Annotated in this window: 24 protein-coding genes; 10 read left to right on the plus strand and 14 right to left on the minus strand. The window is 66.7% G+C overall.

The genetic code is table 11. From position 1 onward, the window contains the following. Nucleotides 1-22: 22 nt before the first annotated feature. From AOP73_RS02060 to AOP73_RS02080, 5 genes are all read right to left on the minus strand, one after another. Nucleotides 23-724 carry a hypothetical protein gene (locus tag AOP73_RS02060; RefSeq protein ID WP_061962980.1) on the minus strand — a complete coding sequence of 234 codons (702 nt, stop codon included), beginning with the start codon at nucleotides 722-724 and terminating at the stop codon, nucleotides 23-25. A gap of 134 nt (nucleotides 725-858) precedes the next feature. Continuing rightward, the gene (locus AOP73_RS02065) at nucleotides 859-2,442 is read right to left on the minus strand and encodes a DUF7059 domain-containing protein (RefSeq protein ID WP_061962981.1); all 1,584 of its coding nucleotides are present in this window, start codon (nucleotides 2,440-2,442) and stop codon (nucleotides 859-861) included. A gap of 108 nt (nucleotides 2,443-2,550) precedes the next feature. Then, the gene (locus AOP73_RS02070) at nucleotides 2,551-3,963 is read right to left on the minus strand and encodes a M20/M25/M40 family metallo-hydrolase (protein WP_061962982.1); all 1,413 of its coding nucleotides are present in this window, start codon (nucleotides 3,961-3,963) and stop codon (nucleotides 2,551-2,553) included. 2 nt (nucleotides 3,964-3,965) lie between these two features. Further along, nucleotides 3,966-5,471 carry an MFS transporter gene (locus AOP73_RS02075; RefSeq protein WP_084626491.1) on the minus strand — a complete coding sequence of 502 codons (1,506 nt, stop codon included), beginning with the start codon at nucleotides 5,469-5,471 and terminating at the stop codon, nucleotides 3,966-3,968. Next, nucleotides 5,468-7,855 (minus strand): sodium-translocating pyrophosphatase, encoded by a 2,388-nt coding sequence (locus AOP73_RS02080; RefSeq protein WP_084626492.1) that lies wholly within the window; start codon nucleotides 7,853-7,855, stop codon nucleotides 5,468-5,470. Before AOP73_RS02080 ends, AOP73_RS02075 begins: the two co-directional genes overlap by 4 nt. 169 nt (nucleotides 7,856-8,024) lie before the next feature. On the opposite strand from AOP73_RS02080, the gene AOP73_RS02085 reads away from it, so the two are divergent. Together AOP73_RS02085 and AOP73_RS02090 are read left to right on the plus strand one after the other, a co-directional pair. Then, entirely contained in the window at nucleotides 8,025-8,588 is a 564-nt protein-coding gene (locus AOP73_RS02085; RefSeq protein WP_084626493.1) for a sigma-70 family RNA polymerase sigma factor, read from the plus strand. A 2-nt stretch (nucleotides 8,589-8,590) separates the two neighbouring features. Continuing rightward, on the plus strand, nucleotides 8,591-9,520 hold the full coding sequence (locus AOP73_RS02090; RefSeq protein WP_061962983.1) for a hypothetical protein: 930 nt from the start codon (nucleotides 8,591-8,593) through the stop codon (nucleotides 9,518-9,520). Between the two features lie 352 nt (nucleotides 9,521-9,872). Here AOP73_RS02090 and AOP73_RS02095 read toward each other — a convergent pair whose 3' ends face one another. From AOP73_RS02095 to AOP73_RS02120, 6 genes are all read right to left on the minus strand, one after another. Next, nucleotides 9,873-10,292, minus strand: a complete 420-nt coding sequence (locus tag AOP73_RS02095; RefSeq protein WP_061962984.1) for a pilus assembly protein TadG-related protein — start codon at nucleotides 10,290-10,292, stop codon at nucleotides 9,873-9,875. Next, nucleotides 10,289-10,672: a TadE/TadG family type IV pilus assembly protein gene (locus AOP73_RS02100; protein ID WP_061962985.1), complete on the minus strand. Its 384-nt coding sequence runs from the start codon at nucleotides 10,670-10,672 to the stop codon at nucleotides 10,289-10,291. The genes AOP73_RS02095 and AOP73_RS02100 overlap by 4 nt, the downstream gene beginning before the upstream one ends. A gap of 9 nt (nucleotides 10,673-10,681) precedes the next feature. Further along, nucleotides 10,682-10,966 carry a DUF4244 domain-containing protein gene (locus AOP73_RS12260; protein WP_061962986.1) on the minus strand — a complete coding sequence of 95 codons (285 nt, stop codon included), beginning with the start codon at nucleotides 10,964-10,966 and terminating at the stop codon, nucleotides 10,682-10,684. A gap of 109 nt (nucleotides 10,967-11,075) precedes the next feature. Then, complete coding sequence (locus AOP73_RS02110; protein ID WP_061962987.1) at nucleotides 11,076-11,501, minus strand: type II secretion system F family protein; 426 nt, start codon at nucleotides 11,499-11,501, stop codon at nucleotides 11,076-11,078. Between the two features lie 53 nt (nucleotides 11,502-11,554). Beyond that, nucleotides 11,555-12,118, minus strand: a complete 564-nt coding sequence (locus tag AOP73_RS02115) for a type II secretion system F family protein (RefSeq protein WP_061962988.1) — start codon at nucleotides 12,116-12,118, stop codon at nucleotides 11,555-11,557. Then, a complete protein-coding gene (locus AOP73_RS02120) occupies nucleotides 12,105-13,232 on the minus strand; it encodes a TadA family conjugal transfer-associated ATPase (RefSeq protein ID WP_084626495.1) in 1,128 nt (375 codons plus the stop codon). The genes AOP73_RS02115 and AOP73_RS02120 overlap by 14 nt, the downstream gene beginning before the upstream one ends. Before the next feature lie 142 nt (nucleotides 13,233-13,374). On the opposite strand from AOP73_RS02120, the gene AOP73_RS02125 reads away from it, so the two are divergent. The 4 genes from AOP73_RS02125 (at nucleotide 13,375) to AOP73_RS02140 (ending at nucleotide 17,738) form a co-directional block, all read left to right on the plus strand. Next, a complete protein-coding gene (locus AOP73_RS02125) occupies nucleotides 13,375-14,196 on the plus strand; it encodes an HAD family hydrolase (RefSeq protein ID WP_061962990.1) in 822 nt (273 codons plus the stop codon). A gap of 101 nt (nucleotides 14,197-14,297) precedes the next feature. Next, entirely contained in the window at nucleotides 14,298-14,969 is a 672-nt protein-coding gene (locus tag AOP73_RS02130) for a sigma-70 RNA polymerase sigma factor region 4 domain-containing protein (RefSeq protein WP_061962991.1), read from the plus strand. Further along, on the plus strand, nucleotides 14,966-16,525 hold the full coding sequence (locus AOP73_RS02135) for a hypothetical protein (protein WP_061962992.1): 1,560 nt from the start codon (nucleotides 14,966-14,968) through the stop codon (nucleotides 16,523-16,525). The genes AOP73_RS02130 and AOP73_RS02135 overlap by 4 nt, the downstream gene beginning before the upstream one ends. Nucleotides 16,526-16,769: 244 nt before the next feature. Next, nucleotides 16,770-17,738, plus strand: coding sequence for a hypothetical protein (locus AOP73_RS02140; protein ID WP_061962993.1), 969 nt, complete (start codon nucleotides 16,770-16,772; stop codon nucleotides 17,736-17,738). Here AOP73_RS02140 and AOP73_RS02145 read toward each other — a convergent pair. Both AOP73_RS02145 and AOP73_RS02150 read right to left on the minus strand, forming a co-directional pair. Continuing rightward, nucleotides 17,735-19,006, minus strand: a complete 1,272-nt coding sequence (locus AOP73_RS02145) for an acyltransferase family protein (protein ID WP_084626496.1) — start codon at nucleotides 19,004-19,006, stop codon at nucleotides 17,735-17,737. The genes AOP73_RS02140 and AOP73_RS02145 overlap by 4 nt on opposite strands. A 134-nt stretch (nucleotides 19,007-19,140) precedes the next feature. After that, on the minus strand, nucleotides 19,141-19,416 hold the full coding sequence (locus tag AOP73_RS02150; RefSeq protein WP_061962994.1) for a hypothetical protein: 276 nt from the start codon (nucleotides 19,414-19,416) through the stop codon (nucleotides 19,141-19,143). Between the two features lie 97 nt (nucleotides 19,417-19,513). On the opposite strand from AOP73_RS02150, the gene acs reads away from it, so the two are divergent. From acs to AOP73_RS02170, 4 genes are all read left to right on the plus strand, one after another. Next, nucleotides 19,514-21,511 carry an acetate--CoA ligase gene (gene acs / locus AOP73_RS02155; RefSeq protein ID WP_061962995.1) on the plus strand — a complete coding sequence of 666 codons (1,998 nt, stop codon included), beginning with the start codon at nucleotides 19,514-19,516 and terminating at the stop codon, nucleotides 21,509-21,511. Between the two features lie 129 nt (nucleotides 21,512-21,640). Beyond that, on the plus strand, nucleotides 21,641-22,273 hold the full coding sequence (locus AOP73_RS02160) for a TetR/AcrR family transcriptional regulator (protein WP_061962996.1): 633 nt from the start codon (nucleotides 21,641-21,643) through the stop codon (nucleotides 22,271-22,273). Further along, nucleotides 22,270-23,004 carry an ABC transporter ATP-binding protein gene (locus tag AOP73_RS02165; protein WP_061962997.1) on the plus strand — a complete coding sequence of 245 codons (735 nt, stop codon included), beginning with the start codon at nucleotides 22,270-22,272 and terminating at the stop codon, nucleotides 23,002-23,004. The genes AOP73_RS02160 and AOP73_RS02165 overlap by 4 nt, the downstream gene beginning before the upstream one ends. A gap of 6 nt (nucleotides 23,005-23,010) precedes the next feature. Then, the gene (locus tag AOP73_RS02170) at nucleotides 23,011-25,341 is read left to right on the plus strand and encodes an ABC transporter permease (protein ID WP_061962998.1); all 2,331 of its coding nucleotides are present in this window, start codon (nucleotides 23,011-23,013) and stop codon (nucleotides 25,339-25,341) included. Here AOP73_RS02170 and AOP73_RS02175 read toward each other — a convergent pair. Continuing rightward, on the minus strand, nucleotides 25,338-26,081 hold the full coding sequence (locus tag AOP73_RS02175; protein WP_061962999.1) for a phosphatase PAP2 family protein: 744 nt from the start codon (nucleotides 26,079-26,081) through the stop codon (nucleotides 25,338-25,340). The genes AOP73_RS02170 and AOP73_RS02175 overlap by 4 nt on opposite strands. Between the last annotated feature and the right edge of the window lie 18 nt (nucleotides 26,082-26,099).

A 26,099-nucleotide genomic window follows, 5' to 3' on the forward strand; every position in this document is an offset into this window, starting at 1 on the left:
CCTGCGCGTGAGGTGAGTCAGACTAAACGGTTGCTGGCTCGTCGATCGATTCGATCGCGGGTGCTTCCTTGAGCTCCTTCTTCCTGTCGCCGGCTGCTACCCAGATCAGGGCGAGTCCAGTTCCAATGAAGACGAGGCCGAGTCCCTCGATCAGAGCCACGATGCCGAGGCCCAGCTGAAGGGTGGAGGCGGTGACCGAGCCGACGCCCAGTTCCCCAACGAGGCCGTGAGCCGTGCCAGTCCAGGCCATTTCGCGAGCCGGGCCTTCCAGCGGGTGAGAGCGGTCAAAGTCGGTCCAGTACTTGCCATCGGTCGCTACCTCGTAGGTACCGGCGGGGAAGGTTTCACCGTTGTACTCCGTGTCCTCGGTGAGGACAACCGTGTTGGTGCCGGTGAGCGTGTGGTGCGCGATCAGTGCCATCTGGTACATGTACTCGGTACCGGTGTTCACGAGCGGGTCGTTGGGGTCGAGGTCGCTAGCGACTACTGCGTAGCCCCAGTCGTTCTCGAGCAGGTCGAGGATTGCCTCGGCGCCGGCCACCTCACCGCGGTCGACCAGTTGGCCGTCCTCGTTGTAGGTCAGGGTCACGTTCTGGGCTTCGCTAAACGACTGCAGCGCGTGCTGGCCGTCGGCGACCATGGTGTAGGCGAAGACGCCACCACCCATGAAGAGCAGGCCAATGACAGACAGCGCCAGGCCGAGTACCTTGATGCGAGACTTCATGATTGCATTTCCTTCTGTCGGGGATTTGGTTGTTCTGTTATCTCAACCATGCCCCCCGAAAAAGGGCTTCTTACGGGACCTACGGCCTGCCTTTGTCCCTCATTTGGATAGATTTTGGCCGATGCAGGGGCACGTCAGTGCAGAAGGAACCCGTCGCGTACGAGGTCCCGCACGGCGGGAACCATCCCGGCGAGCATCGTCGCGGAGGGTACGTCGAGCAGTGCCGCGAGCGCGTGGGAGATCTGCCCCACGGTCAGCTCGCCGTCGCACGCCCCCACGAGTCCGGCCAGCGCGGTGTCGGCTCTGACCGACCGCCCCATCCCGCCCCCTTGCCGGATCAGGATGTGCTCCGGCTCGTGAAGCAACGGCCTTCCGTACGTCTCCTTCGTGACGTCCGGGGCGACGGTGAGCGCGGTGCCGAGCAGCGCATCGTCCGATGTCTCCGCCAGCCAGTCGTGGGCTGCCAGCACGTCCATCACGTGAGCCCCCAGCGGCGACGGCAGTTGCCCCTCGTGCTCCTCGAGCCGGCGCATCGGCGCGCGATCCGTAGGTGCCCGGCGCAACGTCACGATGCCGAATCCCACGGTCTCGACGTCGCGCGAGGCGAAGTCGGCAAGGTACGCACGGTACGCGTCCTCGTATTCTTGCCGGCCGCGCTCAGGCGTGACACCGCCGTCGCGGAGCCAGGTCTCGGCATACTCTGCGCCGTCGAGTGCGTCGCGCTGGATGACCCACGCGTCCATCGGGAACCCCGCGGCCGCCGATGCGTCGAGCCACGTTCCTAACCGCTCGCGCCAGTCGGTGCCGCGGCGAATCTCCCAATTGCCGAGCATCTGAGCCACACCGCCGGGAGCCAGCACGGAGCCGACGTTCGACACCAGCGACTCCACGATCGCGTCGCCCGGCAGCCCGCCGTGGCGGTACTCGAAGCTGGGCGCGCCCTGGGGGGTAATTACAAAAGGCGGGTTGGACACCACCAGATCAAAGAAGTTGCCAGCGGCGATGTCAGCGGCCACCGGTTCGAGCATCGACCCCTCGCGCAGCGACCATACGGCGGGAGGCGCGTTCACCGCCCGGTTGAACTCCGCGAAGGCGAGAGCGCGCCGCGAGATATCCGTCGCGACCACCTCGTCGGCGTGGAGCGATGCATGCATGGCCTGGATCCCGCACCCCGTGCCCAGGTCGAGCACACGACCGCGTGGCACCCGCATCGTCGCAGACGCGAGCATGGCGGACGCTCCGCCCATCCCCAGCACGTGGTCCGGCGCCAGTCGCGATCCAGTGACGGCCTCGGCCTGGTCGGACGCCATCCACCAGGTGAGCTCGCCGTCCGCACCCACCGATGACGTGGGGCGCAGATCCACCAGGGCACGCACCTCATCGTCGGCACCGTTGCCGGAAGTCCCGATCAGCCCGGTGGCGACCGCGCCGTCCACGCTCAGTTGGGGCAGGGCCGCCGCAGCTTCCGCGCGCGTCACGGTGTCGCCCAGCATCAACAGCCGCGTCAACACCGCAAGGCGGTCGGACGATGCGCGTGCGGCCAGCACTGCCGGCACTACCTGCTCACGGTCCAGGGCGCGCAGGGCGACATCTCCCACGATCTCGCCGATGGCATCAACGGTCCATCCCTCGAGGTCCGCGCGCAGCGCCGATGCCTGCGCTGGGCCGGTGCGGACCGGGCTGGCTGGGTTCTGGTGCTGGGACGCTGCGGGGCTCATGCGAAAAGGCTAGCCGAGCCCACCGCCTCGCCCGTGGTGCAACGTGAGGGCCGCTGAAGCACCGCTGAGCGGCCGTCACGTTGCACCACGGGACTGTTAGGGCCGTAATCAGCGCGTGGCAGGGCCCAGGGCTGGGCCCGTGAGCAACGCACGGTAGAACTGCACGCCCGCACCCAGCGCGGAGATCTCCACGTTCTCGTTGGGCCCGTGAATTGCGGCACGCTGCTCGGCATCCATGCGTAGCGGCGAGAAGCGATAGACGGCCGGGCTGATGCGTGCGAGGTGGCGCCCATCGCTCGCCGCCATCATCACGTACGGCACGGTGATGGCGTCGGGGTACGACGCGGCGACGGCCGCGCCGATCGCGACGAACCGCTCGTCGTCCCCCGTGGGCGAGACCGGTGACGGCTCGTCCGACTCAATGACCTCGAGCGTCACACGCTTGTCGCCGATGGTCTTGCGCAGCTGCTCGACCGCCTCGTCGGCAGTGATCCCCACCGCGACGCGCATGTTCACCGTCGCGGAGGCGGACGTCGCCAGGACATTGCGTGCCGGGCTGCCGCTGAGCTGAGTGATCGCGGTGGTGGTCCGCACCATCGCCGCCATCTCGGGCCCCAGCCGCGGCAGCATCTGTGCGAGCACCCCGCGCATCGAACTCGCCCGACGGAGCACGGTCTTCAGCGGGCCCCTCAGGTGCGGCGCCACCCCCTCGAACATCTCCAGACTGACATCGTTCAATTCTGCGGGGAATGGGTTCTTTTCGATCGCAACCAGGGCCTTCGCGAGAATGCCGGGGGCGGATCGCCTGGGCGGCGTCGAGGCGTGGCCGCCCCCACTGTCCACCGTCAGCACCACCGTGACCAGGCCCTTCTCTGTCGCGCCCACCACGGCCATCTCCTTGGACAGCCCGGGGAACGCCCCGGTGGCCACCGCCCCGCCCTCATCGAGCACTAGCCACGGCACGACCCCGCGGGACTCGAGCAGGGCCGTCGCGGCGATGGCGCTGTCACCATAAGACTCCTCGTCGGCGCCGAACAGGAGGTAGAGGTCGCGTGCCGGGGCCCAACCGTCTGCCAGCAAAGACTCGACCGCGTCAAGCACGCATACCAGCGCGCCCTTGTCGTCGAGCGTCCCCCGCCCGTGGACGCGTCCCTTGGAAATCACCCCCGCGAAGGGCGGATGCTCCCAACCCTCGGCCGCCCAGTCCTGGGGCACCGGCACTACGTCCTGATGCGCCATCAGCACCACGGGCCGCTTCGCGCTCGCCCCCGCGAGCCGCAGCAGCAGCCCGGCTCGCCCCACGCTGTCGAGAGCCGCCGCGGCGAACGTGCGCGGGTAGAGATCGTGGAGCGCGGCGTGCAGATCCTCGAAGCTCTGGCGTTCCTCCTCCGTGAACTCGTCGCGCGCCGCCGGCGTCACCGTCGCGATGCGGACGAGCCTCGAGAGGTGCGCCGCCGCGGTGTCCGCTCGGGCGGCGACCTCAGCCCCCGCATCGTCCGTCTTGTTGCCTTTCCTGCCCATACTCAACTCTCTCGCGGGTGCGCGTCGGGCGCCACCGCGCCGCCAGCATCGGCCGCGGGTAGGCCGTCGACGTCACCGATGGGCGGCGCCATGAACGCGACCTTGGGTACGGCGAACAGGAAGAGGGTGGCAACAACTGCGGTCCCACCGCAAATCGCCCACACCGCGATGTATCCGGACAGCGAGCCGGCGGTGGACTCCGCACCCGAGGTCGTCACCACCGCACCGCCCGCGAGGGCCAGCGCGAAGGCGGAGGATGCGAATGAACCGCCGATCACCTTGGTGGTGTTGGTCAACCCCGTGGCGACTCCGGTCTGATGCGGAGGTGCAGCCGCGGCGGCGGCGGCGGGTAGCGCCGCCACGAGCGCTCCCGATCCCACGCCCGCCACAATCATGCAGCCGAGTACCTGGCCAAAGCTGTCATGGAATGGAATCAGTGCGAAGTAGCCGATCGCCACCAGCGCCGATGCTCCGATCAGGACCTTGCGAGGGGTCAGGGAGCGCGACACTTGCGCAAACAGCCCGGCCCCCACCAGCAGTGACATCACGTAGCCGCCGATCAGGTAGGAGGCCGTGGCGGAGTTTGCTCCCAGGCCGTAGCCCACCTCGCTTGGGTCGGTGCGGGCGAAGGTCGACAGCGGGCCCTGAGCTCCCAGCACGCTGACCCCAAAGAGCGCCGAGGTGAGGAACACGGGCCACAGCTCGGGTCGCTTGAACATCGCGATGTCGATCAGCGGGTCCGTGCTGCGCTGCTCGACACGGACGAACACCCACAGCAGCACGATGCCCAGCAACACCATTGCAAACACCCACGCGGTCACGCCGTGCAACCGCACCAGCGACAGGCCACCGGTGATCGCGAGCAGGGCGAGGGAGAGCACCACCGTGCCGCGCGAGTCGACCTTGCCACCGGCGCGCACCCCGGGGTCCGGGACCTTGAATACGACAACGAGCAACGCCACCGCGACCAGCACGGCCGGCACGCTCAGCGTGAGCCACAGGCGGCCCTCGAAGATGGTGCCGAGCTGGCCGCCGGCGAGTGCACCGATGATGGCGCCCGCCTGTAATGCCACCACAATCAGGCCGGCGCCCTTGCGGGTCAGCGCCGCACTATTGGGCCGATCCCGGGCTCGCAGGAAGATGATCGAGATGTTCATGGGCAGCCACACCACGTAGAAACCCTGCAGTGCCCAGGCGGCGATGAAGATGGGGAACGTGGGCGCGAACGCGACGCCGATGCTCGCGACCAGCGTGACCACCAGCGAGAAGATCAGGATCTTGCGGTGGCCGAACATGTCGCCCAGGCGGGCCATGAACGGCACCACAATCGCGCTCAGCAGCAGCTGCGCGGCCTCGAACCAGTTGATGTCCGCGTCCTGGATTCCCAGGTGGCGCGCCACGTCCGTGAACAACGGCGTGTAGTACCCCTGCAGCACCCCGGAGGTGAATTCCACCACCACCAGGGCGCCAACGACGCCGCCGACGAGCGTCGCGCGCGATGTCCTCATTGCCGCGGAGCCGAGTCAGCCTCCTGGTCAAATGGAACCTCGTCAACGTCCGGCGCCGCGGCATTGACAGCCGAGCCCGGAGATGGCGACTCGCGCTCCTCCGAGTTCGCGGCGAGATCCGTCTCTCCCCGTGCATTGGCAGCATGCGAGCGGCGTGAGGCGCGGGCCACCGCCGTGATGGCGATGAAGGCGGCGATGGCAGCGATGATTCCGCGCAGCCACGGGCTGGCGTCCACGCCATAGGACGTGACGACGACGGCAGGTGCGATCAGCAGCGCCACCAGGTTCATCACCTTGATGAGCGGGTTGATGGCCGGTCCGGCGGTGTCCTTGAATGGGTCGCCGATGGTGTCACCAATGACCGTGGCCTCGTGCGCCGGAGAGTACTTGCCACCGTGGTGGCCGTCCTCCACGATCTTCTTGGCGTTGTCCCAGGCACCGCCCGAGTTCGCGAGGAACACGGCCATGAGTACTCCGGTCCCGATGGCTCCGGCTAGGAAGCCCGCGAGCGCACCAATGCCGAGCGAGAAGCCGACGAACACCGGCGCCGTCGCGGCCAGCAGGCCCGGGGTCGCGAGTTCGCGCAGCGAGTCACGCGTGCAAATGTCCACCACGCGGCCGTACTCGGGGCGCTGGGTGCCGTCCATGATGCCTGGCATCTCGCGGAACTGGCGGCGAACCTCGAACACGATCGCGCTTGCTGCCCTGGTCACGGCATCGATCGCCAAGCCGGAGAAGAGGAACACCGTCGCGCCACCGATGATCACTCCCACCAAGGTGAGCGGGTGAATGATGTCATAGCTGAAGTCCGCTGCGGCCGCGCCCGCCTCGGCGAGAGCAGTCGCGACCGTCTCCGAGTAGGACCCGAACAGCGCGGTTGCGGCCAACACGGCCGTCGCGATCGCGATTCCCTTGGTGATGGCTTTGGTGGTGTTGCCCACGGCGTCGAGGTCGGTCAGCGTCTGCGCTGCCTCCTCGTCCACCTCACCGGACATCTCTGCGATGCCCTGCGCGTTGTCGCTGACGGGCCCGAACGTGTCCATGGCCACGATCACGCCCACCGTGGTCAGCAGTCCGCAACCCGCGAGCGCCACGAGGAAGAGCGCGAGGGGCACCGAAGCGCCGGCCACGAAGAACAGGATGACCACGGATCCGGCGATCACGGTCGCGGTGTAGACCGCGGACTCGAGGCCAAGCCCGATGCCGGACAGCACCACAGTCGCGGCACCCGTGAGTGACGTCTCCGCCACTCGCTTGGTGGGCTTCTGGGCCACATCGGTGAAGTAACCGGTGAGCCACAGGATCAGGCCAGCGAGGCCGATGCCCACGAAGACGGCGACAGTGGCCATGATGCGGGGGTCTCCCGGCAAGTCGCCGAGCGACGAGCCTTCGAACGCCGAGAAGTCCGACGGCAGGTAGGCGAACGATGCGATGGCCGCGAGCACTGCGCCAACAATCGCGGAGATGTAGAAGCCCCGGTAGATCGCGTTAAGGCCGCTTTCGTCCTTGCGAATCTTGGTGACGAACACTCCGAGCGCGGCGGTGAACGCGCCGATGGCCGTGACGATCAGCGGGAAGACCAGGCCCTGCTCGCCGAAGGCGGCCTTGCCCAGAATGAGGGCGGCCACCAGCATCACGGCGTAGCTCTCGAACAGGTCAGCAGCCATACCGGCGCAGTCGCCCACGTTGTCGCCCACGTTGTCGGCGATCGTCGCCGCATTGCGGGGGTCATCCTCGGGGATGTGTTGCTCAACCTTGCCGACCAAGTCGGCCCCCACATCGGCCGCCTTGGTGAAGATCCCGCCACCCACGCGCATGAACATCGCGAGCAGCGCGGCGCCAAAACCGAAGCCCTCGAGCACCGCGGCGGCGTCGCCACGATAGATCAGGACGACACTCGCGGCGCCCACGAGACCGAGGCCCACCACGGACATGCCCACGGCACCGCCGGTGCGGAACGCGATACGCGCCCCCTCCTTGCGGCCACCGGGAAACGTCGCCGCCGATGCCACTCGCACGTTCGCGCGGACGGCCAGCCACATACCCATGTATCCGATGGCGGCGGAGAAGCCCGCGCCGAGAAGGAAGAACAGCGAGCGGCCGATGCGCACACCGCCGTCACCTGGCAGCAGGAAGAGCAGCGCGAAAACGATGGCCGCGAAGACCACCAGCGTGCGCATTTGGCGCCGCAGGTATGCGGACGCCCCCTCCTGGATCGCGTCGGCGATCTCATTCATCTTGGGGGTTCCGTCCTTGGCGGCAAGCACCTGGCGACGAAGCATGTACGAGAAGATGAGCGAAACCACGGCGATGGCCGCGATGACCGCGACGATGGTCATGGAAGACGATCCCACTTCCACGGTCGCTCCAACGGATGTAGACATTCGTCCTCCTTGACGAGTTGCCTGCGTGAGACCACGTTGTCTCACCCATGATGGGTATGCGGGAAGTCTAGCGACGTTCGCGCTCGGCGCGCGGTGAGTCCCAACGTTTTGGGCGTGCCGTGCGTTGATACTGCATGACAAGCACCGACATTGAGGCAGAGGAGGGACGATGGCTGACTGGCGCGACACCATGAACGAGTTGGTGCGCAATCGCGAACGCGCGCTCCTCGGGTACGCGTACCTCGTATGCGGCGACCCCACGCAGGCCCAGGACCTCGTCCAGGACGCGCTGGTACGGACCTTCTCCAAGCCCCGGCCGGGCCTTACCGCCGCCAAGGCGGAGGGATACGTGCGACGGGCCATCACGTCGGTGTACATCGATGGCTATCGCCGCTCGCAGCGCTGGCAGCGAGTGCAGCACCTGTTTAGGCCCGCGGAGACGGCACGTGACGAGTTCGGCCAAGTTGAGGCCGGGTCAGATGTCGCCGATGCACTGGCCACCCTGCCGCCACGCGTCAGAGCCTGCGTGGTCCTGCGGTATTTCGACGACCTCACCGTTCCCGCCATCGCCAGCACACTTGGCATCGCGGCCGGCACGGTCAAGCGCTATCTCTCCGATGGCCTCTCCCAGCTTGAGCTCGCGCTCGGCACCTTCGAGGATGCGCGCGTGCGAGACGCCGCCCCCTCCCCCGCAGCCGATGCCGCGGCCCCCCGATCTTCAGAAGGACAGTAACCATGGTCAAGCTTTCAGATGCACTGCGTGGCGCGGCCGACCGCGCACCGCTGGACGGCGTCTCCGTCTCCACTCATGCCGCCGCGCGGCGCGTGTCCGTCAACCGCGGAATGCGCGGTGCCGCTACTGGGATAGTGGGCGTGACCGCCATCGGCGTCATCGCCTTCGGCATCATCGGCCCCAATGGGTTCAGCTCCTCGAGTGACGCAGAGTTCGCGACGGACGCGGCAGCAGAAGTTGCGCCTTCTCAGCCGGATCTGCCGGCCGTCTCAGGGGATGCCGGCGCGGACGCCGCCGGCTCGCAGCTCGCGTGGGGAGTTTGCGGCCAAGCCACCGATCCGGACGCCGCTCGGGGCGAGACGGGGGTAGCTATTCAGGCGGGCCCCCTTCCTCCGGCCGAACCCGGAGCCCTGCTTCCCGTCGCCGTCACGGGGACGGCCCTCACCACGCAGGACCTCTACACGACCGACCCCGGCGCCCTGATCCTGTGGAACGGGATTGTGGTGGGCTCCCTGCCGCAGGAATCAATCCTCACCTTCGGCCCGGCGGACGAGCAGATCATCAACCCCGAGGTCGAGCCCATCAAGGAAAGCCTGACGGAGGGCGATACCTTTGGGTACGACCTCGACGTGCCTCTGCAGAATTGCTGGGACGGCACGGATCTTCCCGCGGGAAGCTACGAACTGCTCGTCACTCAGGAGTACTTCGAATTCGCCGATGACCCGACCGACGCCGGCGAGGCGCCCGCACCGGACGGTTCCATCACGGACCCCTCCGGATCGGCAGCCACCATCGTGGGCGGCTTCCGTGCCGCGGCCGATGCGGTGGCATTCACCATCAGTGGAACGCCAGTCGACGAACACTTCGGGGAGTACCTGCTGGTACCTGAGCAACCGATCGCGCCGCCCATCGAGTCGACGACGGGTCCATAGTTCGCGTCGAAATCGCACTCACCGTCGTCGGGAATATCGTGGATCTTTTGGCCCAAGAAAACTGACTTTGTTGTCACATTCGGCGTTCGGGGCGAAATGTCCCATTCCCGCTCCCGTTGCGCCTGTGTAATTCATCACAGGAGAACCCGATTTGGACATAAACCCGGTAGAGACTGGGTTACGTTTTACACACGGGCCGCAAGGTTCGTAGCAGAGGGACGCAAGTCGCTCTGCGCTTCTTGACCGCGGAGCGCACCCCTCAGCCGCGCTACGGTCAAGTCGTAAAAGCCCGGTGGTGGCTCGGATCCCTCAGCCCGAGTCATCACCGGGTTTCCGCGTTTCCGGCCCCAATTCACTCAGTGCCGCGCGGCCCTGCACGCGCGCTCCCTCGCGCGTCACCCCATCCCGTCGCGATGACGACGTCGACGGTGACGGCACCCTTGGCGTCGACCACGCATTGTTGGGTCTTGGCTGCGTTGTGGCGCGCGACATTCTCTGCGATGGCGCAGGCCGCGGCCTCGCCCGTCATAGTTTGGCCCGTCGCGAGCGCATCGCGCGCCGATCGAGCGGCAGCCAACGCCGCGAGGTCCGCGGCTCCTTGTGCACGCACCTGGGCGACCGCAGCCCCCGCCAGTCCCGCGGCGAACAACGCCACCAGCCCCACCGCCACAAGTAGCCCGACCGCGAGCAGTGTGCCAGCTCCTGAGTCTCCACGAAGCCACGCCGCACCCTCGCTCGAGGCGGGCTCGCGACTGCTAGGCGCGCTGGTCACGGTTGTTCCGGCACTCGGGCCCTGGCCTCGACATCCGGGACGGGTCCATGTCCGGAGACGGTGACGGCCACCACTATCCAGTCACCGTCGCGCGATACCGCGGCCACCCCTCCCGAGATGCGAGCCGCAGCGGCCTGCGCTGCGGCGTCCCCGTCGGTCAGCGCGATGCGGGCTGCGGCAGCGGCTGCTTGAGTCGCGGAGACGTCGGCCCGGACCCAGGACGCCCCGGCGAGCACAAACCCCAGCACCAACACCACGGAGGGCAACGCGAGCGCGAGTTCCACGCTGACGGAGCCCCGCTCTCGACGATGCCTGCGGCCCCGGACCTCCGCACCAGCCCTGGCTCTCCCACCGTCCATGCTCGCCCGCTCGCCCGCCATGCTCGCTGCCTAGCCGCCGAGGGCACCCTGAATGATGCCCATCAGTAGCTCACGCACCTCGGACGACTTCAACAACACGATGAGCAGGCCCGCAAATCCGGCGGCGGCAACCGTCACCAACGCGTACTCGGCAGTAGCCATGCCACGGTCATCCCTGAGGCGGCTCGTCATCGTGTCGAGGCGCACGCCCTCATCGCATGACTCACTGTTCGGCAGTTGCGTGCCGCTAACCCTGTTGCCTCTCTGCGATTCCCCGTCGAGCCACGCCACATTCCAGTGCTCCTGGTCATTCATGATCTTCCCTTTCGGTTGATGGATCTTCAGCGTCGCGCGACACGGTCGTGTCCTGCATTGGAGCGCCCGGATTGGGAGAAGGCGATGGCGCCACGTGGGCCTGTGAACATCAGCTGAGTGAGACACCGGCACCCATCGCGACGGCAATCACCATGGGCAGGATCCCGACCAGGGTGAAGGCAGGCAGCAGGCACAGCGTGAGGGGCAGTGCCAACGCCACGCCTAACTCCGCCATCGCCTTCTCGCCTTCCCGACGCGCCTTGCCCGCTAGCGCACGCGACGTGGCCTCGAGCGACGCGCCAGGTGCCGCCCCTGCCACCCAGCACGGTCGGAGCGCACCTTCGAGCGGCGCCCACCGCTCGCCAGCGGAGGACCACGCTTGGTCCCAGGGAACGCCGTCAGCCACAGCTCGCGCCGCCCCCCGCAATTCACGGCCGCTAGGGCCCCCGATCGCCTCGCCCACTGCCACCAACGCTCCGAGCACGTCGAGTCCGGCGGCGATCGCCGCGGCTACCAGCGTCAGTGCAGTCGACACCGGAACCGCATCCTCGTCGTCGGAGGCAGCATCCGGACTCCTCCTCCGCCTCGTCACGGCTCTCGAGAGGCCTCCTCAGCCTCCCTCATCATGCGCCGCATCCACGCCCGCCCCACCATGGTCAGCCCGCCTGCCCCCACGACCAGCGTCCAGCCAATGGGAGTCGTACCTACTACCCGCAGCACATTCGAATCGACGACCGCGCCAAGTCCGAGACCGAACAGTGGAAGAAACGTCAGGACGCGCGCGCTCAGCCGGGGTCCCGCTGCCGCCGCTTCGCGCCGGGCGTTTGCCTCCATGGTGCCCTCCACATGCGCGCTCACTGCCGCAAGCACGGTGGCAAGCGGTGCGCCCGTGCGATGTGAGAGCCGGCACGCCGCGGCCACCGCCATCCGGCTGTCGCCCCGCCACGGAAGATTGGGGGTACCGTCCTCAGCGACTTCAGCCACCCCCACGGACTCCCAGGCCGCGTGTGCGCTCATGCCCGAGCGCAGGAGTCCCACCACGGCGGCGAGCACGATGGGTGGGTCGATTTCTCTCAGGTCTCGGCCAGCCGAGGCGGGGCGGCCGTACGCTGGCGCGGCCGACGGGCGCCAGCCCGCGCTACGCCACCGCATCGCCAACCGCCATGCTCGTATCCGCGTTTCGACCATCCTCAGCACTACCGACCTTGTCGGTGATCTCGCGCCATGTCAGTCCCGCCAACTCCGCCAGTCGCGCCCATGCGGGGCCCCTCTCGAGCTTGCCCCCCTCCCTCACGGTGACTGCCGCCACCACCTCCATGCCGGAGTCTGCGCTGAGGACGCCGAGTTGCACCACACTCCGGCCGGTAACTCCACGCTCGACGTGAACGACGCACTCGAAGGCTGCGCTCGCATGGAGGGCGACCGATTCCGCACCCATTCCAGCGAGTGAGCCCAGCGCCGTGAGCCGTGCGGGCACGTCGAGCGCCGAGTTCGCATGAATCGTGGACATTCCACCGCGGTGCCCAGTGTTCAGCGCAGTCAACACATCGCGTACCTCAGCGCCGCGGCACTCCCCCAGTACGATCCGGTCCGGGCGCATGCGCAGGGCCTCCCTCACCAGCCGCGCGAGCCCAATCTCTCCCGCGCCGTCCACGTTGGCGCGACGCTCCACTAGCCGCACCACGTGTGGGTGCGTGGGGCTCACCTCCCCTCCCTCCTCGATCACCACGATCCGTTCGGAGGTATCCACAAGTGAAAGCAGCGAGGCCAGCAGAGTGGTCTTTCCCGCCCCCGTCGACCCGGAGATGAGCACTGACGCACGTTCTCTCACCAGCCCCTCCAGGAGCGGTGCCAGGCCGGCCTGCACCATGCCCGCCGTCACGAGGTCGGCAATTGAGAATGGAGTCCGCCTCACGGTGCGCAACGAGATCAGGGCGCACTCGTCCGCGATGGGCGGCAGCGCGGCGTGCAGGCGAGTGCCATCGGGCAAGCGGGCATCGACGAGCGGGCTGGCATCATCGAGTCTTTTGCCGCCGGCCGATGCCAGCCGTACCGCCAAGTCCCTCACCGCCGCGGCATCGGCGAAGGCCATAGTGACCCGTTCCAAGCCGAGCCCTCGATCGCACCAGACTGCGCCCGGCGCGTTCACCACCACGTCGGTCACTCCCGGCTGCCGTACCACGGCGGCCAATGGCCCAAGCGGATCGGTCGGCGGCGGCAGCCGCGCGAGGTGCAGCGAGCGGTTGGGTTCGGGTGGGCCAGTCATGGGGTCAGCGTGACGCGCGGCAAAGGACCGGCGGGAGATGGCGAAGAAGACTGTGGACGGTGCCCCACTCGCGTGTGGCTGTGCACATCCGTGCACCGCGAGAGGCTCGCCATTCGTCTCTCTGTCTGGTTACTCTTGACGCATGGCAACGACGACTGAGCAGATGAGCACCGATCCGCTGGCACCACGCCCCACCGCCGCGTTCTTTGACCTCGACAAGACCATCATCGCGACGAGCTCCTCGATGGCATTCTCCCGGTCGTTCTACGAGGGCGGACTCGTCACCCGCACGGACGCGATCCGCACCGCGTATTCGCAGTTCCTGTTCCTGGTCGGCGGCGCTGACGAGCGCCAAACCAGCCGCCTGCGCGACTCCCTCAGCGGACTCATCAAGGGCTGGGAGGTCAAGAAGGTCCGCGCGATCGTCAAGGAGACCATCCACGAGCACATCGACCCCGTGGTCTACGACGAGGCACTCGACCTGATCCGCCGCCACCATGAGAACGGCCGCGACGTCATCATCGTCAGCGCCTCCGGCTCGGAACTGGTCAAGCCCATCGCCAAGATGCTGGGCGCGGATGGCCACATCGCCACCAAGATGGAGTCCAAGAAGGGCAAGTACACCGGCGAGATCACGTTCTATGCGTATGGCCAGGCGAAGGCCGACGCCATCGAGGAGATGGCGGAGAAGCGCGGATATAACTTGGCGCGTTCGTTCGGTTATTCGGACTCCATCACCGACGCGCCCATGCTCAACATCGTGGGCCACGGCTTTGCCGTCAATCCTGATCGCGCCATGCGTCGTGCGTGCGAAGAGAACGGGTGGGGCGTGTTGCGATTCAAGCGCCCCGTGGGCCTGCGCAACACCTCGCCGGCACGCCCGGCCATCGCGACACTGGTCACCGTGGCCGTGGCCGTCGTCGCCGGCATCTTGATCTATCGGTCAACTAAGCGAGAACGGTAACCACCTTTCCACCACAGCGGAGCAGCATGCCTAGACAGCGAAACAGGGGGCTAGACGCAGTCACGCATGATCGTTACCCTGCGCTGCTGAGTTATGCCGCCATGCTTTCGCCTCACCTCGACGAGGTCCGCGAACTCACCAATACCGCGATCGTCGCGGTCATGGGTGCCCTGCGCGCACCCCGCACCGAGGGCGAGCGTGAGACTGCGATCCGCGAGGCAATCGCCCGCGGCTACGTGGACAAGCATCGGACGGATCCCAAGGCGAGCTCCGCACCGGGCGTCCCCTCGGGGTCGCGTGCCACAGCATCGGCCGATGCTGCGTACGCTCCGCCGGCGACCGCCGCCGTCCCTGCTTCTGCCTTCGCACCACCCCAGCCGGACGATGACCGGCTGGAAGAAAAGAGCGCTCTGCCCACCCACGTGAGCGCGCACGGCACCACCTCGCCGGGCGCCGACAAGCCGGACGATAGCGACGACGTCGTCGACCGCGGCATCGGCGTGGCATCGACGTCGTCACCCTTGGGGCCCGTGCTCGCACGCTTGAGCCCGTGGGAGCGGGTCGCGGCGATCTCCTGGTGGATCGATGGCTGTTCCGCAGACGAGGTTGCGGATCGACTCGGCACCACGCCCAACTCAGCGGTCGACATGCTGCACCGCGCCGGTGTCGCGCTGGCCGGCGCCACTGGCGACGCTCCGCCAAGTCGTGACCATTTTGTGGGCGGCGGGGATGTCATCACAGTCGCGGTCTCCGGGGGCAGTGATCGCTCATGATGGACAACATCGCCCGCGGACTCGACGGCCTGCTGTACGAGGCTGAGATGTCGCTGAGCGCCGATGCCTCCCAGGCGCCTGTCGAAGTGATTGCCGCCGCCCGGACTCGTCATCGACGTGCGGGTTCGGTGTTGGGCGTGATAGCGGTGGTGAGTTGCGTCGGGGTAGGGATCGCGGGGGTCGGTTTCGTCAACGGGTCGCCCGAGGGCTCACTCGCCTTCACCCCGACCCCTTCTCCTACGGCTACCGAGGACCTCACGGTGCCCCTGGCCAACGCGACGATTCCGATCAACGGCGGCCCTCCGTACCAGTCTCAAACGGCGGACGTGGAATGTGGTGCGCCAGCGCCGGAGCCCACCGGCACCGTGGAGCACTTCGGGGTCGCCATCGCCGAGCCTCCCCCACTCACCATCGCCACGGATGCCCTGCAGACCGGGCAGGGCGCCGCCGTCGATACCTGGACCACGTACGACTCGATGGTGCCGCTGCCGGTTCAACAGGATCCGGTCACCCTTCTCCTCATCAAGGACGGGAAGATCGCGGGGCGATTCATCTCGCAGGTCAGCCAGCCGTACTGGACATACAACGACTTCGAGACGTTCTACGGCGGCGCTTCACTGATGCCCATCGGCCCGTTCTGCCCAGAGGTCAGCAAGGCCGCCTTCCCCGATGACGACTGGCGTTTTCTGAACCCCGGCGAGTACCAGGTCATGCCGATGGCCCACGTGTGGGCGAGTGAGGAAGCCGCCGCACTGAAGTACCTGTACAAGAAGGGCATCTACGTGGCCGAGAACCCCACCAATGAGGCAACGGCCGTCTACCGACCAGGGTCGTGGGACTGCGAACAAGCTGTCACCCAGAACAACGTTCCCCGAGCGTGCCTGGGCGACGTCACCGGCACCGCCATCGTGGACGTGCAAGCCGGCACCGTCACGCTCCCCTACGAACCTTCCCAACTGACTGAGACCCTAGACGTGACCGTGATTGGCGACCCCGTGGCCCTGACGGTGCCGGAGCCCTTCATCGAGCCCGATCACCTTGGCTACGTCTCCAAACCACTGACCGCGTCGGACACCATCGAATGCGGCGTCACGTTCGACTACACCACCCCAGCGCCTCAAGTCGTGGCGACAGGAAAGGTCCCCTCCTCGCTTGGCTTGGGAAAGGGGGCGTTCAACGCCTTCAACATCACGTTGCTCGCCTCACATAAGGGCACCGGCGAAATCGACCTCGAGTACGGCGCCAAAGCATGGCTCGTGGCCGGAGTGACCGAGGACTACAACTACTTTCGAGAGCGCCCAGGAAACCAGAAGATCGTAGGGGTGGCCGATGCTTCGATTGCGGGTGGAAACACCGTGTCCTACGACCGCTACGACGGACCCACGATTGTTGACCTAGTGCTGAGTAACGTGGAATTGTGCGACGGTTTCGACCAAGACACGGGGAACATTGACTCAGCCATTCTGGACGGCAACATCTCACTGACCGCCACCGGCGCGCCAGCCGCACCACACACCCATCAGCTGCTCGACATCCAACAGCTCCCCTCGAACTAGTCCCATGCGAGTGAATGGCTCGTTCGCGCACGCTCAGCAGCGCGGTGCCATTCAACCTTTTCGCGGGCCCCACGCCGCGGCACCGCGACCAACTTTCAGACCCATAACAACCGATTACTAGGCGTAAGTCCTGACCGCCCCGTGCGGCGTAAAAAGCCCGCAACAAAAGTGGGTTAACCTCGCCTTCAACGCAGTACGGGTGCGGGCCCGTCGCGACCATCTGCACGATGCCTAAGGAGTTGCCATGCCCAAGCCACTGATCATCGTGGCCGCGGTTCTGGTGGCGTGCGTTTCTGCGGCGGCGGGATGGTTCGGAGTGAAGGCCTGGCGGGACTCTCAGACTGTCGCAGCCCCCGTCTCTACCCCGTCACCCTCGGCGTCGGCGACTACGGAAGGCGACACCGTCAGCCTCACGTTCGACGTGGGAGCAATCAACTTCTCCGTTGCCGACCTTCACTCGGTCCCCCAATGCGGCGAGACCTATTCGCCCGAGAGTCACATCGCCAACGGCATCGAAGCCCGGGTGGATGGCGCCATCATGCTCGACGAAGGAGTCGAGACGCTGGAGGCGAACCCCGGCTTCCGTGTCACTGGCGACGAGGCGCTCGCGTTCCTTGCCGGCGAGGGCACCGTGGTCGTGACCCGGGACGACGTGGTGGTCTCCCCCGACTGGGGTGCCGAGTTTGTGCCCGAGTACTACGTCGCGGAGCCCAACAACACCACGTATACGCAGGGCAAGGTAAGCATGAACGGCGCCGAGTTGTGCGACGTGGCCGACGAGCTCAGCGCCATCTGGGACGACCTCGACTGGGCGACGGCTACGGAGGCCGAGATCGCCGCCGCGCAGGAGAAGGCAGCGGCCTTCAGGGAGGCACACAAGGACCTCCCGGCCGGCGAATACAAGATCTATATGCTCTCCCCCGTGATCCTGGGCGAGCCCGCCGCCATCGCGCGCGTGCTTTCCGAGGAGGGCATCTCCGGCCTCGCGACACTCCAGTACACGATCGCGTACTCGGCACTGGCGGACAACCCCGAGGTGACGCCGTATTGCGAGAACCTCACCGACGCCGAGGGCAACCCCACCGAGGTTCAGTGCGACGTGCCCGTCAACGTGCTGCTCGAGCTGCTACGCCGGGATGTTCCCGTCTCATACATCGTCGAGGGCGACCCCGACGAGGCGGTCTCCGACGCGTACAGCCTCACGGTTGACTAGCGACGCGGCTTGGCCGGCTTGGTCGCCCACCTCGATCTGAGAATGGGCTTTTCCACCAGGTACCAACTCGCGCTGGCCACCGCGTAGGACATCAGCAGCACGGCGACAGTCAGCCATGCGTGCTTGACTGGATTCAGGATCCCGCCGTAAACGAACTGACCGTCCGTCAGAAACGACACCAGGTGCAGGATCAGGTAGTGCCAGATGTAGATGCCAAAGCTGACCATCGCGGTGTAGCGCGCGAAGCGGTTGTCGACCACCCGGTGCAGGAACGTGGAGTGTGCGAGGCCAATGAGAGCAACGCCGATGAGCACCGCGAACCAGGGCCACAGGTACGGCTGGCCCTGGACGTTGGTGGTGTGGTCGGGCTCCGGTGGCTCGCGGTTGACCCAGACGAGCCAGAAGGCGCCGGCCAGACCGGCGAGTGCGACCACGTCCCACCACCACGTGCGCAGCATCCCGAACCGGCGGCGCCACATGACGATCACCGCGGCCACCATGATGCCGATCAGGAAGTGCGCGAACAGCGCCACCGGGTTGTAGTCGGGCCACCACACGGCCGCGCCACCGATGTTTCCCTTGTCCCAGCCCTTGTACTCGTCGGGGGTGGTGAGGTTCGTGACGAGCCACTGGTTCACCGCGATGACGACGCCTAGCATCAGCACCCAGTAGCCGATGCCGATGCGCTTGCCGCGCCACCCCTTGCGCCGGCCGAGCAGGAACATGCCGAGCATCGCGAGCGGCATCAGAACATAGCTGACCACCTCAAAGCCGATGGACCACAGCGGCCCATTGACCTCGACGGGGAACAACGTGATCCACGACAAGCCGGACGTGAACGTGAAGCCCGAGATGAGCCGCCAGATCGCGTACGGGGTGTCGGGCACCAGGTACAGGCCCACCGCAAAGCTCACGGCAAGGCTGGCGTAGAAACCCGGGGCGATCCGAGCGAATCGGCGGCGGGCGTAGTGACCCAACCGCGGCATCGGCTTCCCGGCAAGGTACGCGTTCCAGAACGGGAAGCTCAGCAGCATGCCGGACAGCACAAAGAAGATCGAGACCCCAAAGGATCCCTTCATCATCACGAGCTTGAAGTCCAGCAACCAGTCGGGGAGATTGGCGATGGTCAGCCGCTGATAGACATGGCTCATCACGACCCACAGGGCGGCCAGGGCACGCAGACCGTCCGCGCCGGAGATGCGGTGGTTGAACGTGGCGTTGCCCTCGGGCGTCGCGTCGGAAACTCTTGAGACCGTCGTTGCACTCACGTGAGGCAACTTACCCGGTGACCGAGCGTCACAAGTCCAATGTCGCGATCCCGCGTCGAATCGTTACGAGATTGCACGCAAGTTGCGGAACGCCGATGCCGCGGCAGGCGCTCGCGTACAGCGAGCCTGGGGCGCTAGATCGACTTGCGGCGGAACTCCGTGGGGGTGTGAGCAGAGCCGTTTCCGTGCATCGACTGGTCGGGCGACTGCGGCCCCCCGCCCGGGCGAGCGTTCTGGCCATCGTTGCCGACGGCATCGGCCATTGCCTGCTGCGCGTCGCCGTCCTCGACGGCCTTCAAAAACGCCTTGGCCTCGTCATCGCGCATGAGCTTGGACATCTTGCCGTGGTGGAAGATGGCGACCTCGCCGTTTGAGCGGGTCCTGTAGTCAAAACCTTCTGCATTAGCCATGTGCTCATCGTGACACGTGCGCGGCATTCCTGCAGACCACATGACAATTTCGCAACATTGGTAAACGGAAGGAGTCCTAACAAACTATGCTGGCGAAATGGTCAACGAAGCCCACACCTTAGAGAACCTGCACACCGAGACGCGGTCCTTCCCGCCGTCTCCCGAATTCGCCGCACAGGCAAACGCGACTTCCGAGCTGTACGAGCGCGCCTCCGCGGACCTCCCTGAGTTCTGGGCCGAGCAAGCCCGCGAACTCCACTGGGACAAGCCCTTCACCGAAACCCTGGACTGGTCGGACGCCCCCGTGGCGCGCTGGTTTGCTGACGGCACCCTGAATGCCTGCGACAACGCCGTGGACCGGCATGTGCGCGAGGGCCGCGGCGATCGCGTCGCCTTCCACTTCGAGGGAGAGCCCGGCGACACTCAGACCTTCACGTACGCGGACATGCAGCGCGAGGTCTCCAAGGCCGCCAACGGACTGCTCTCCCTGGGAGTAACCAAGGGCGACCGGATCGCCATCTACCTTCCCCAGATCCCCGAGGCCGTCATCTCCATGCTGGCCTGCGCGCGCATCGGCGCGATTCACTCCGTCGTCTTTGGCGGGTTCAGCGCGGAGAGTCTGCGCCAACGCATCGACGATGCCGAGTGCTCGCTAGTCATTACGGCCGATGGCGGCTTCCGCCGCGGCAACGCCTTTGGGCTCAAGCCCTTGGTCGACGAGGCCCTCGCGCCCAGTGAGCACCACCCCGAGGCCTGCGCGTCCGTCAAGCACGTCCTCACGGTGCAGCGCACCAAGCAAGAGACGGCCTGGAACGACGAACTGGACGTGTGGTGGCACGACGTGGTGGATCCCGCATCGGAGACCCACGAGCCCGTGATGGTCGATGCCGAGCACCCGCTCTTCATCATGTACACCTCCGGCACTACCGGTAAGCCGAAGGGCCTGTTCCACACCACGGGCGGCTATCTGACCGGCGCGGCCTACACGCACAAGGCAGTGTTCGACATCAAGCCGGAGACGGACGTCTACTGGTGCACCGCGGACGTGGGCTGGATCACCGGCCACTCGTATGTGGTCTACGGCCCCATGATCAACGGCGCCACCCAGGTGCTCTACGAAGGCGTGCCGAACGCCCCGCACGAGGGCCGCTGGTGGGAGATCGTCCAGAAGTACGGCGTCACCATCCTGTACACCGCGCCTACGGCGATCCGCACGTTCATGAAGTGGGGCGAGGCGATCCCCAACAAGTTCGATCTCAGCTCGCTGCGCCTGCTCGGCTCTGTGGGTGAACCCATCAACCCCGAGGCCTGGATGTGGTACCGCCGGGTCATCGGTGGAGACCGCTGCCCTGTGGTCGACACGTGGTGGCAGTCGGAGACCGGTGCCATCATGATCTCCCCGCTGCCCGGCGTGACGGCCGCCAAGCCCGGCTCCGCACAGCGCGCAGTCCCCGGAATCGCCGTCGATGTGGTGGACGATGCCGGCGAGTCGGTGGGTCCTGGCAAGGGTGGCTACCTCGTGGTCCGCGAGCCCTGGCCGTCCATGCTGCGCGGCATCTGGAACGACCGCGAGCGCTACGAGAAGACCTACTGGGAGCGCTTCCCTGGCATGTACTTTGCTGGCGATGGTGCCAAGAACGACGCGGACGGCGACATCTGGCTGATGGGCCGCGTGGACGACGTGATGAACGTCTCGGGACACCGACTGTCCACCACTGAGATCGAGCACGCGCTCGTGTCGCACCCATGGGTCGCGGAGGCTGCGGTCGTGGGCGCCACGGACGAGACCACCGGCCAGGCCGTGGTGGCCTTTGTGGTGGTGCGTTCGGACGCCGCTGGCGTCGACGCTTCTGGCCACGAGGTTGCGGTCGAGCTGCGCAAGCAAGTCACCAAGGAGATTGGTGCCCTGGCGAAGCCGCGCTCCATCCTGGTGGTGAGCGAGGTGCCCAAGACTCGCTCAGGCAAGATCATGCGGCGCCTGCTGCGCGACGTAGCCGAGCATCGTCCTGTGGGCGACGTGACGACATTGGCTGACTCGTCTGTGATGGACGCGATCTCCGAGGGTCTGGACTCCGGAAAGGCCGACGAGGACTAGAACCAACACCCCACCGCTTACGGGGTGCAACGTGGGGGTCGCCGAAGTGCGCATCGGCGACCCCCACGTTGCGCCTGGGTGGAAATGCTGCGATTGACGGGCTGAACGCTTGTTCAGTACGGTGGTGGCGTGACCGACCCCAGCGCCATCTCAGCGGCTGATCCCCAGCCGGCTGCCACGGCACGCGACCACATCCTCGAGTGCGCTCTCAAACTGTTCGCGGCATCGGGCACCGACGCCGTGACGGTGCGCGACATTGCCGCCTGCGCCCAGGTCTCGCCCGCGCTGATCTTGCATCACTACGGCTCCAAGCAGGGACTGCGCGACGCAGCCGACGAGTATGTGGCGGGCATATTTGACGCGGTTCTCGACATGCCGATCGATGCCGTCACGCAGGACACAGCCGTGAGCATGATCGACGTGCTCCTCGCGGCCACGCCTGCGGCATCGCCCATCCCCGCCTACCTCCGCCGCCTAATCCTGAGCGGCGACCCCGCTGGGCGACGACTCATCCGTCAGTGGTTCGAACTCACTCGCCGGTACGTCGACCAGGCCACTGCCACGGGCGCCATGGAGCCTAGTGCCGACCCCGACGTGCGCGCCGCTTTTCTCATGGCCAATGACCTCTCTATGATCCTGCTCCAGGACCACCTCGCCGACGTGCTCGGCACCGACCCACTCTCCCCCGATGGCCTAGAACGCTGGGTCGCCGACGCCATGGACGCTTACACCACCGGCGTCTTCAGAAAGGAATCCCCATGACCACCACTGACACCCCTGTCGCGACCAACCGAGGAGTGAGTCTCAAGGGAGTGACGCGCGTCTTCGGCACCGGCGACGCCGCCGTGCACGCCCTCAAGGGCATCGACCTTGAGATCCGCTCGGGAGAGCTCGTCGTGGTGATCGGCCCCTCGGGCTCGGGCAAGACCACCCTGTGCAACATCATCGGCGGTATTGACGCAGCGACCGACGGCACCGTTCAGGTGGCGGGCGAGGAGATCGAGGGCCGCAACCCGGGCACGTTGGATACCTTCCGTCGCGACCACGTGGGCTTCATCTTCCAGTTCTTCAACCTCATCCCCACCCTCACGGCGCGCGAGAACGTCGAGGTCATCGTGGAGATGACGGGCAAGGGCGACAAAGCGAAAGTGCCCGACCTCCTCAAGTCCGTGGACCTGGGCGACCGGATGGACAACTTCCCGGCCCAGCTCAGTGGCGGCCAGCAGCAGCGTGTAGCGGTCGCCCGCGCACTCGCCACCGACCCCGACATTCTGCTCGCCGACGAGCCCACCGGCGCTCTGGACCTACCCACCGGCCGCCAGATCCTCGGCCTGCTCCAGAACCTGCATCGTGAGGGACGCACCGTCATCATCGTCACCCACAACGTCTCCGTCGCCCAGATCGCGGACCGGGTCATCACGGTGGTGGACGGCACCATCGAGTCCTCCACCGTCAACGACAACCCGGCCGATGCCGCCGACGTGACCTGGTAACGCCCGATGCGCGCCACCACACACAAGTCGATCCGCGACCTCAAGCGCCAATGGCGTCAAGTCGCGGCCGTCGCGGTCACCATCATGCTCGGCGTGATGGTCTACATCGCCACCGCTGGGGCATATCAGAACCTCAGCGCCTCCTACCAAGAGACCTACGATCGCCTTGCGTTCGCTGACTACGTCGCCACCGGCGGGGACCCCGCGGACGTCGCGACGGCCGCCACGGATGCCGGCGCATCGGATGCCATCACCCGGCTGCAAATCGATCCGCCGATGCTGATCGAGGACACTAAGCTCCTGGGTCGAGTGGTGGGAATGCCCACCGACGCGCACCCCGCCATCGACGACGTGGACGTCATCGACGGCGACTACTTTGACGATGGCGCCACTGACCAGGTGCTGCTCGAGACTCACGCCGCCGAGACCTTCGATGTGGGACCGGGAGACACCCTCCAGATCTTCGGCCTCGACGGCTGGGAGACGGTCACCGTCCAGGGCGTCGTGGACTCCCCCGAGTACCTGTGGGCCGCGCGCAGCCGCCAAGACATCATGAGCGACCCGCACTCCTTCGCGGTGGTCTACGCGCCGGAGGACATGGCGGAGCAGTGGTTTGGCGAGGGGCCCAACCAGGCCCTCGCGCTCATGCCAGCCGATGCATCGGACGACGATGGCGACGCCGTCGAGCAGGCGATGCGAGATGCCGGCGCCACGGCCATCACGCCGTGGGAGGACCAGGCGTCCAACGCCACGCTGAGCGAGGACCTCGACGGGTTCGACGAGATGTCCAAGGCCTTCCCCGCGCTATTCATGATCGCCGCCGGAGTGGCGTCGTGGGTCCTGCTCGCGCGCCGCATCATCCAGGAGCGGCCCATCATCGGCACACTCATGGCATCCGGCGCTCGCCGTGGCCGAGTGTTGCGCCACTACCTGGGCCAGGGCATCGTGATCGGTGCCATCGGCTCGGTGCTGGGCGTCGCGCTCGGCATGCTCGCCAACCGCGCCGTCACCACGGCGTACACCGGGTTTGTTGGCGTGCCTGACACGGTGATCCACAACTACCCGTGGATGATCGCCATCGGGCTCGCGTTCGGAATCGTGGTGGGCATCCTGGGCGCGCTCGGGCCCGCCATTACCGCCTCCCGGACCGCGCCGGCGGCCGCCATGCGCGCGGCAGGCTCGTCCAAGCCTCCGGGAGCGTGGAGCCGCATGGTTGCCCGCTTGGACTGGCTGCCGGTCTCCGCCCGCATGGCGCTACGCGACATCGTCCGCAGCCGCAAGCGCACCTTCGCGACCATGCTCGGAACGGTGCTCGCGCTAATCCTGGTGCTCGCCTCATCGGGAATGATGACGTCGATTGTCCAGGCGGTGAACCTCCAGTACACGGAGATCAACCTCGAGGACGCAACCGTGGCCGCCCAGAAGGGTGCGGGCGTGGACGATGCCCTCGCCGATGTCGACGGTGTCTCCGCCGTGGAGCCGACCACGCTGGGCCAAGTCACCATCGTGGCGGACGACGATAGTTACGCCACGCTGCTGCATGGCTACGAGCCGGACACCACCATGCACGGCTTCCGTTCACAGGACGGCTCGTTCATTGACCTGCCGACCGATGGCGTGCTGATCGGCCAAGCCGTCATCGACCTGCTCGATGTTGGCGTGGGCGACTCGATCACCCTGTCCACCGATGCTGGCGACACCGACGTGACCATCGCGGGCTTCCTCGACGAGCCCATCGGCACGTCGGTCTACACGACCAACGACGCGGCGGCCACGATCCTGCCGGAGACCAGTGCGGAGGCGTACGCGCTCTCCTTCGACGAGGGCGTGAACCGCGACGAGATGCGCCAGACCATCACGCAGCTCGACGGGGTGGTGGCCTACCAGGACACGCGCGCCATCATCTCCACGATCGACGACTACCTGGGTCTGTTCTGGGCCTTCATCGGCATCATGATCCTGCTGGGCGCGATCCTCGCGTTCGCCGTGATGTACGTGACGATGGCCGTCAACGTGGTCGAGCGTACGGGCGAACTCGCCACGCTTCGCGCGGCAGGCGCACCGGTGCGCAAGGTGGCCGGCGCGATCGCGGTGGAGAGCCTGCTGGCGACCATCATCGCCATCCCGCTCGGCCTGTGGCTGGGTGCGGTCGCGGCTCAGCAGTTCCTGAACACCTTCAACAACGACCTGTTCCAGCTCGACCTCATGTGGTCGTGGTGGGTCCTGCCCGCGGCGGCACTCGGCGTTTTGGCCGCTGCATTGATCTCGCAAATTCCCGCGGCTCGGGCCGTCAAGAAGGTAGACATCGCCACCGTGGTTCGCGAGCGCGCGGCCTAAGTCACCGCGTCTTTGGTGCCCTCGAGCGCCGGGTCGCCCTCATCAGGGCGGCCCGGATCTCGTCCGGCACGCAGGTCGAGCAGCCGGGAGGCGGTGACCACCAGCCCCAGAGTCACAAGCCCCAGGCAGGCTCCTGCCAGCACGTCGCTCAGGAAGTGGTATCCCAGATACAGGCGGCTCGCGCCCACGAGTCCGATGATGAACACCGACGCGACCATCCATACGGCGAGCATCGTCTTACTTCGGCGCTCACGCCACAGCAGGTAGCCCGCGACGAGCACCAGGGTCGACGCCCCGGTGGTGTGCCCCGAGGGGAAGGAGAAGGATGTCTCGAAACCTGGGACGACCTGCAGGTCCTCCTCGGGCCGCGGGCGCTGCACCACGAGCTTGATGACCGTGGACAGCACGGTGGACATCACCATGGCACTCGCCAGAAGGATGGGGTCGCGCCACCTTCGCGTGACAATTCCCCAAATTGCACACGCGACCGCGACGATGATGGGCAGGATGACCGGCCCGAACATGTTGGTGACGAACGTCATCACGTCCGTGAGCCACGGGGTGCGGATCGATACCATCCAGTCGAGCATCGGCTGGTCCCACGTTTCGATGTCGTTGCCCTCGAGCACGGAATCGAGGATCGCCGCGAAGGCCGCCCCGCCCACCAAGAGCAGGAGCGCGCCGGGGAGAATCGCCTGCCAGGCATTGGGCATCTTGTGAAATCGATCGGTGAGACTCATCCCGCCATTCTGCCTCGC

The sequence above is a fragment of the Demequina aurantiaca genome (assembly GCF_000975135.1).
Classification (GTDB): Bacteria; Actinomycetota; Actinomycetes; order Actinomycetales; family Demequinaceae; genus Demequina; species Demequina aurantiaca.

Excerpts from the sequence above, each read along its gene's own strand:
- AOP73_RS02060 (WP_061962980.1), bottom strand. The coding sequence starts at position 724 with ATGAAGTCTCGCATCAAGGTACTCGGCCTGGCGCTGTCTGTCATTGGC.
- AOP73_RS02065 (WP_061962981.1), bottom strand. The coding sequence starts at position 2,442 with ATGAGCCCCGCAGCGTCCCAGCACCAGAACCCAGCCAGCCCGGTCCGC.
- AOP73_RS02070 (WP_061962982.1), bottom strand. The coding sequence starts at position 3,963 with ATGGGCAGGAAAGGCAACAAGACGGACGATGCGGGGGCTGAGGTCGCC.
- AOP73_RS02075 (WP_084626491.1), bottom strand. The coding sequence starts at position 5,471 with ATGAGGACATCGCGCGCGACGCTCGTCGGCGGCGTCGTTGGCGCCCTG.
- AOP73_RS02080 (WP_084626492.1), bottom strand. The coding sequence starts at position 7,855 with ATGTCTACATCCGTTGGAGCGACCGTGGAAGTGGGATCGTCTTCCATG.
- AOP73_RS02085 (WP_084626493.1), top strand. The coding sequence starts at position 8,025 with ATGGCTGACTGGCGCGACACCATGAACGAGTTGGTGCGCAATCGCGAA.
- AOP73_RS02090 (WP_061962983.1), top strand. The coding sequence starts at position 8,591 with ATGGTCAAGCTTTCAGATGCACTGCGTGGCGCGGCCGACCGCGCACCG.
- AOP73_RS02100 (WP_061962985.1), bottom strand. The coding sequence starts at position 10,672 with ATGGCGGGCGAGCGGGCGAGCATGGACGGTGGGAGAGCCAGGGCTGGT.
- AOP73_RS12260 (WP_061962986.1), bottom strand. The coding sequence starts at position 10,966 with ATGAATGACCAGGAGCACTGGAATGTGGCGTGGCTCGACGGGGAATCG.
- AOP73_RS02115 (WP_061962988.1), bottom strand. The coding sequence starts at position 12,118 with ATGCGGTGGCGTAGCGCGGGCTGGCGCCCGTCGGCCGCGCCAGCGTAC.
- AOP73_RS02120 (WP_084626495.1), bottom strand. The coding sequence starts at position 13,232 with ATGACTGGCCCACCCGAACCCAACCGCTCGCTGCACCTCGCGCGGCTG.
- AOP73_RS02125 (WP_061962990.1), top strand. The coding sequence starts at position 13,375 with ATGGCAACGACGACTGAGCAGATGAGCACCGATCCGCTGGCACCACGC.
- AOP73_RS02130 (WP_061962991.1), top strand. The coding sequence starts at position 14,298 with ATGCTTTCGCCTCACCTCGACGAGGTCCGCGAACTCACCAATACCGCG.
- AOP73_RS02135 (WP_061962992.1), top strand. The coding sequence starts at position 14,966 with ATGATGGACAACATCGCCCGCGGACTCGACGGCCTGCTGTACGAGGCT.
- AOP73_RS02140 (WP_061962993.1), top strand. The coding sequence starts at position 16,770 with ATGCCCAAGCCACTGATCATCGTGGCCGCGGTTCTGGTGGCGTGCGTT.
- AOP73_RS02150 (WP_061962994.1), bottom strand. The coding sequence starts at position 19,416 with ATGGCTAATGCAGAAGGTTTTGACTACAGGACCCGCTCAAACGGCGAG.
- acs (WP_061962995.1), top strand. The coding sequence starts at position 19,514 with ATGGTCAACGAAGCCCACACCTTAGAGAACCTGCACACCGAGACGCGG.
- AOP73_RS02165 (WP_061962997.1), top strand. The coding sequence starts at position 22,270 with ATGACCACCACTGACACCCCTGTCGCGACCAACCGAGGAGTGAGTCTC.
- AOP73_RS02170 (WP_061962998.1), top strand. The coding sequence starts at position 23,011 with ATGCGCGCCACCACACACAAGTCGATCCGCGACCTCAAGCGCCAATGG.
- AOP73_RS02175 (WP_061962999.1), bottom strand. The coding sequence starts at position 26,081 with ATGAGTCTCACCGATCGATTTCACAAGATGCCCAATGCCTGGCAGGCG.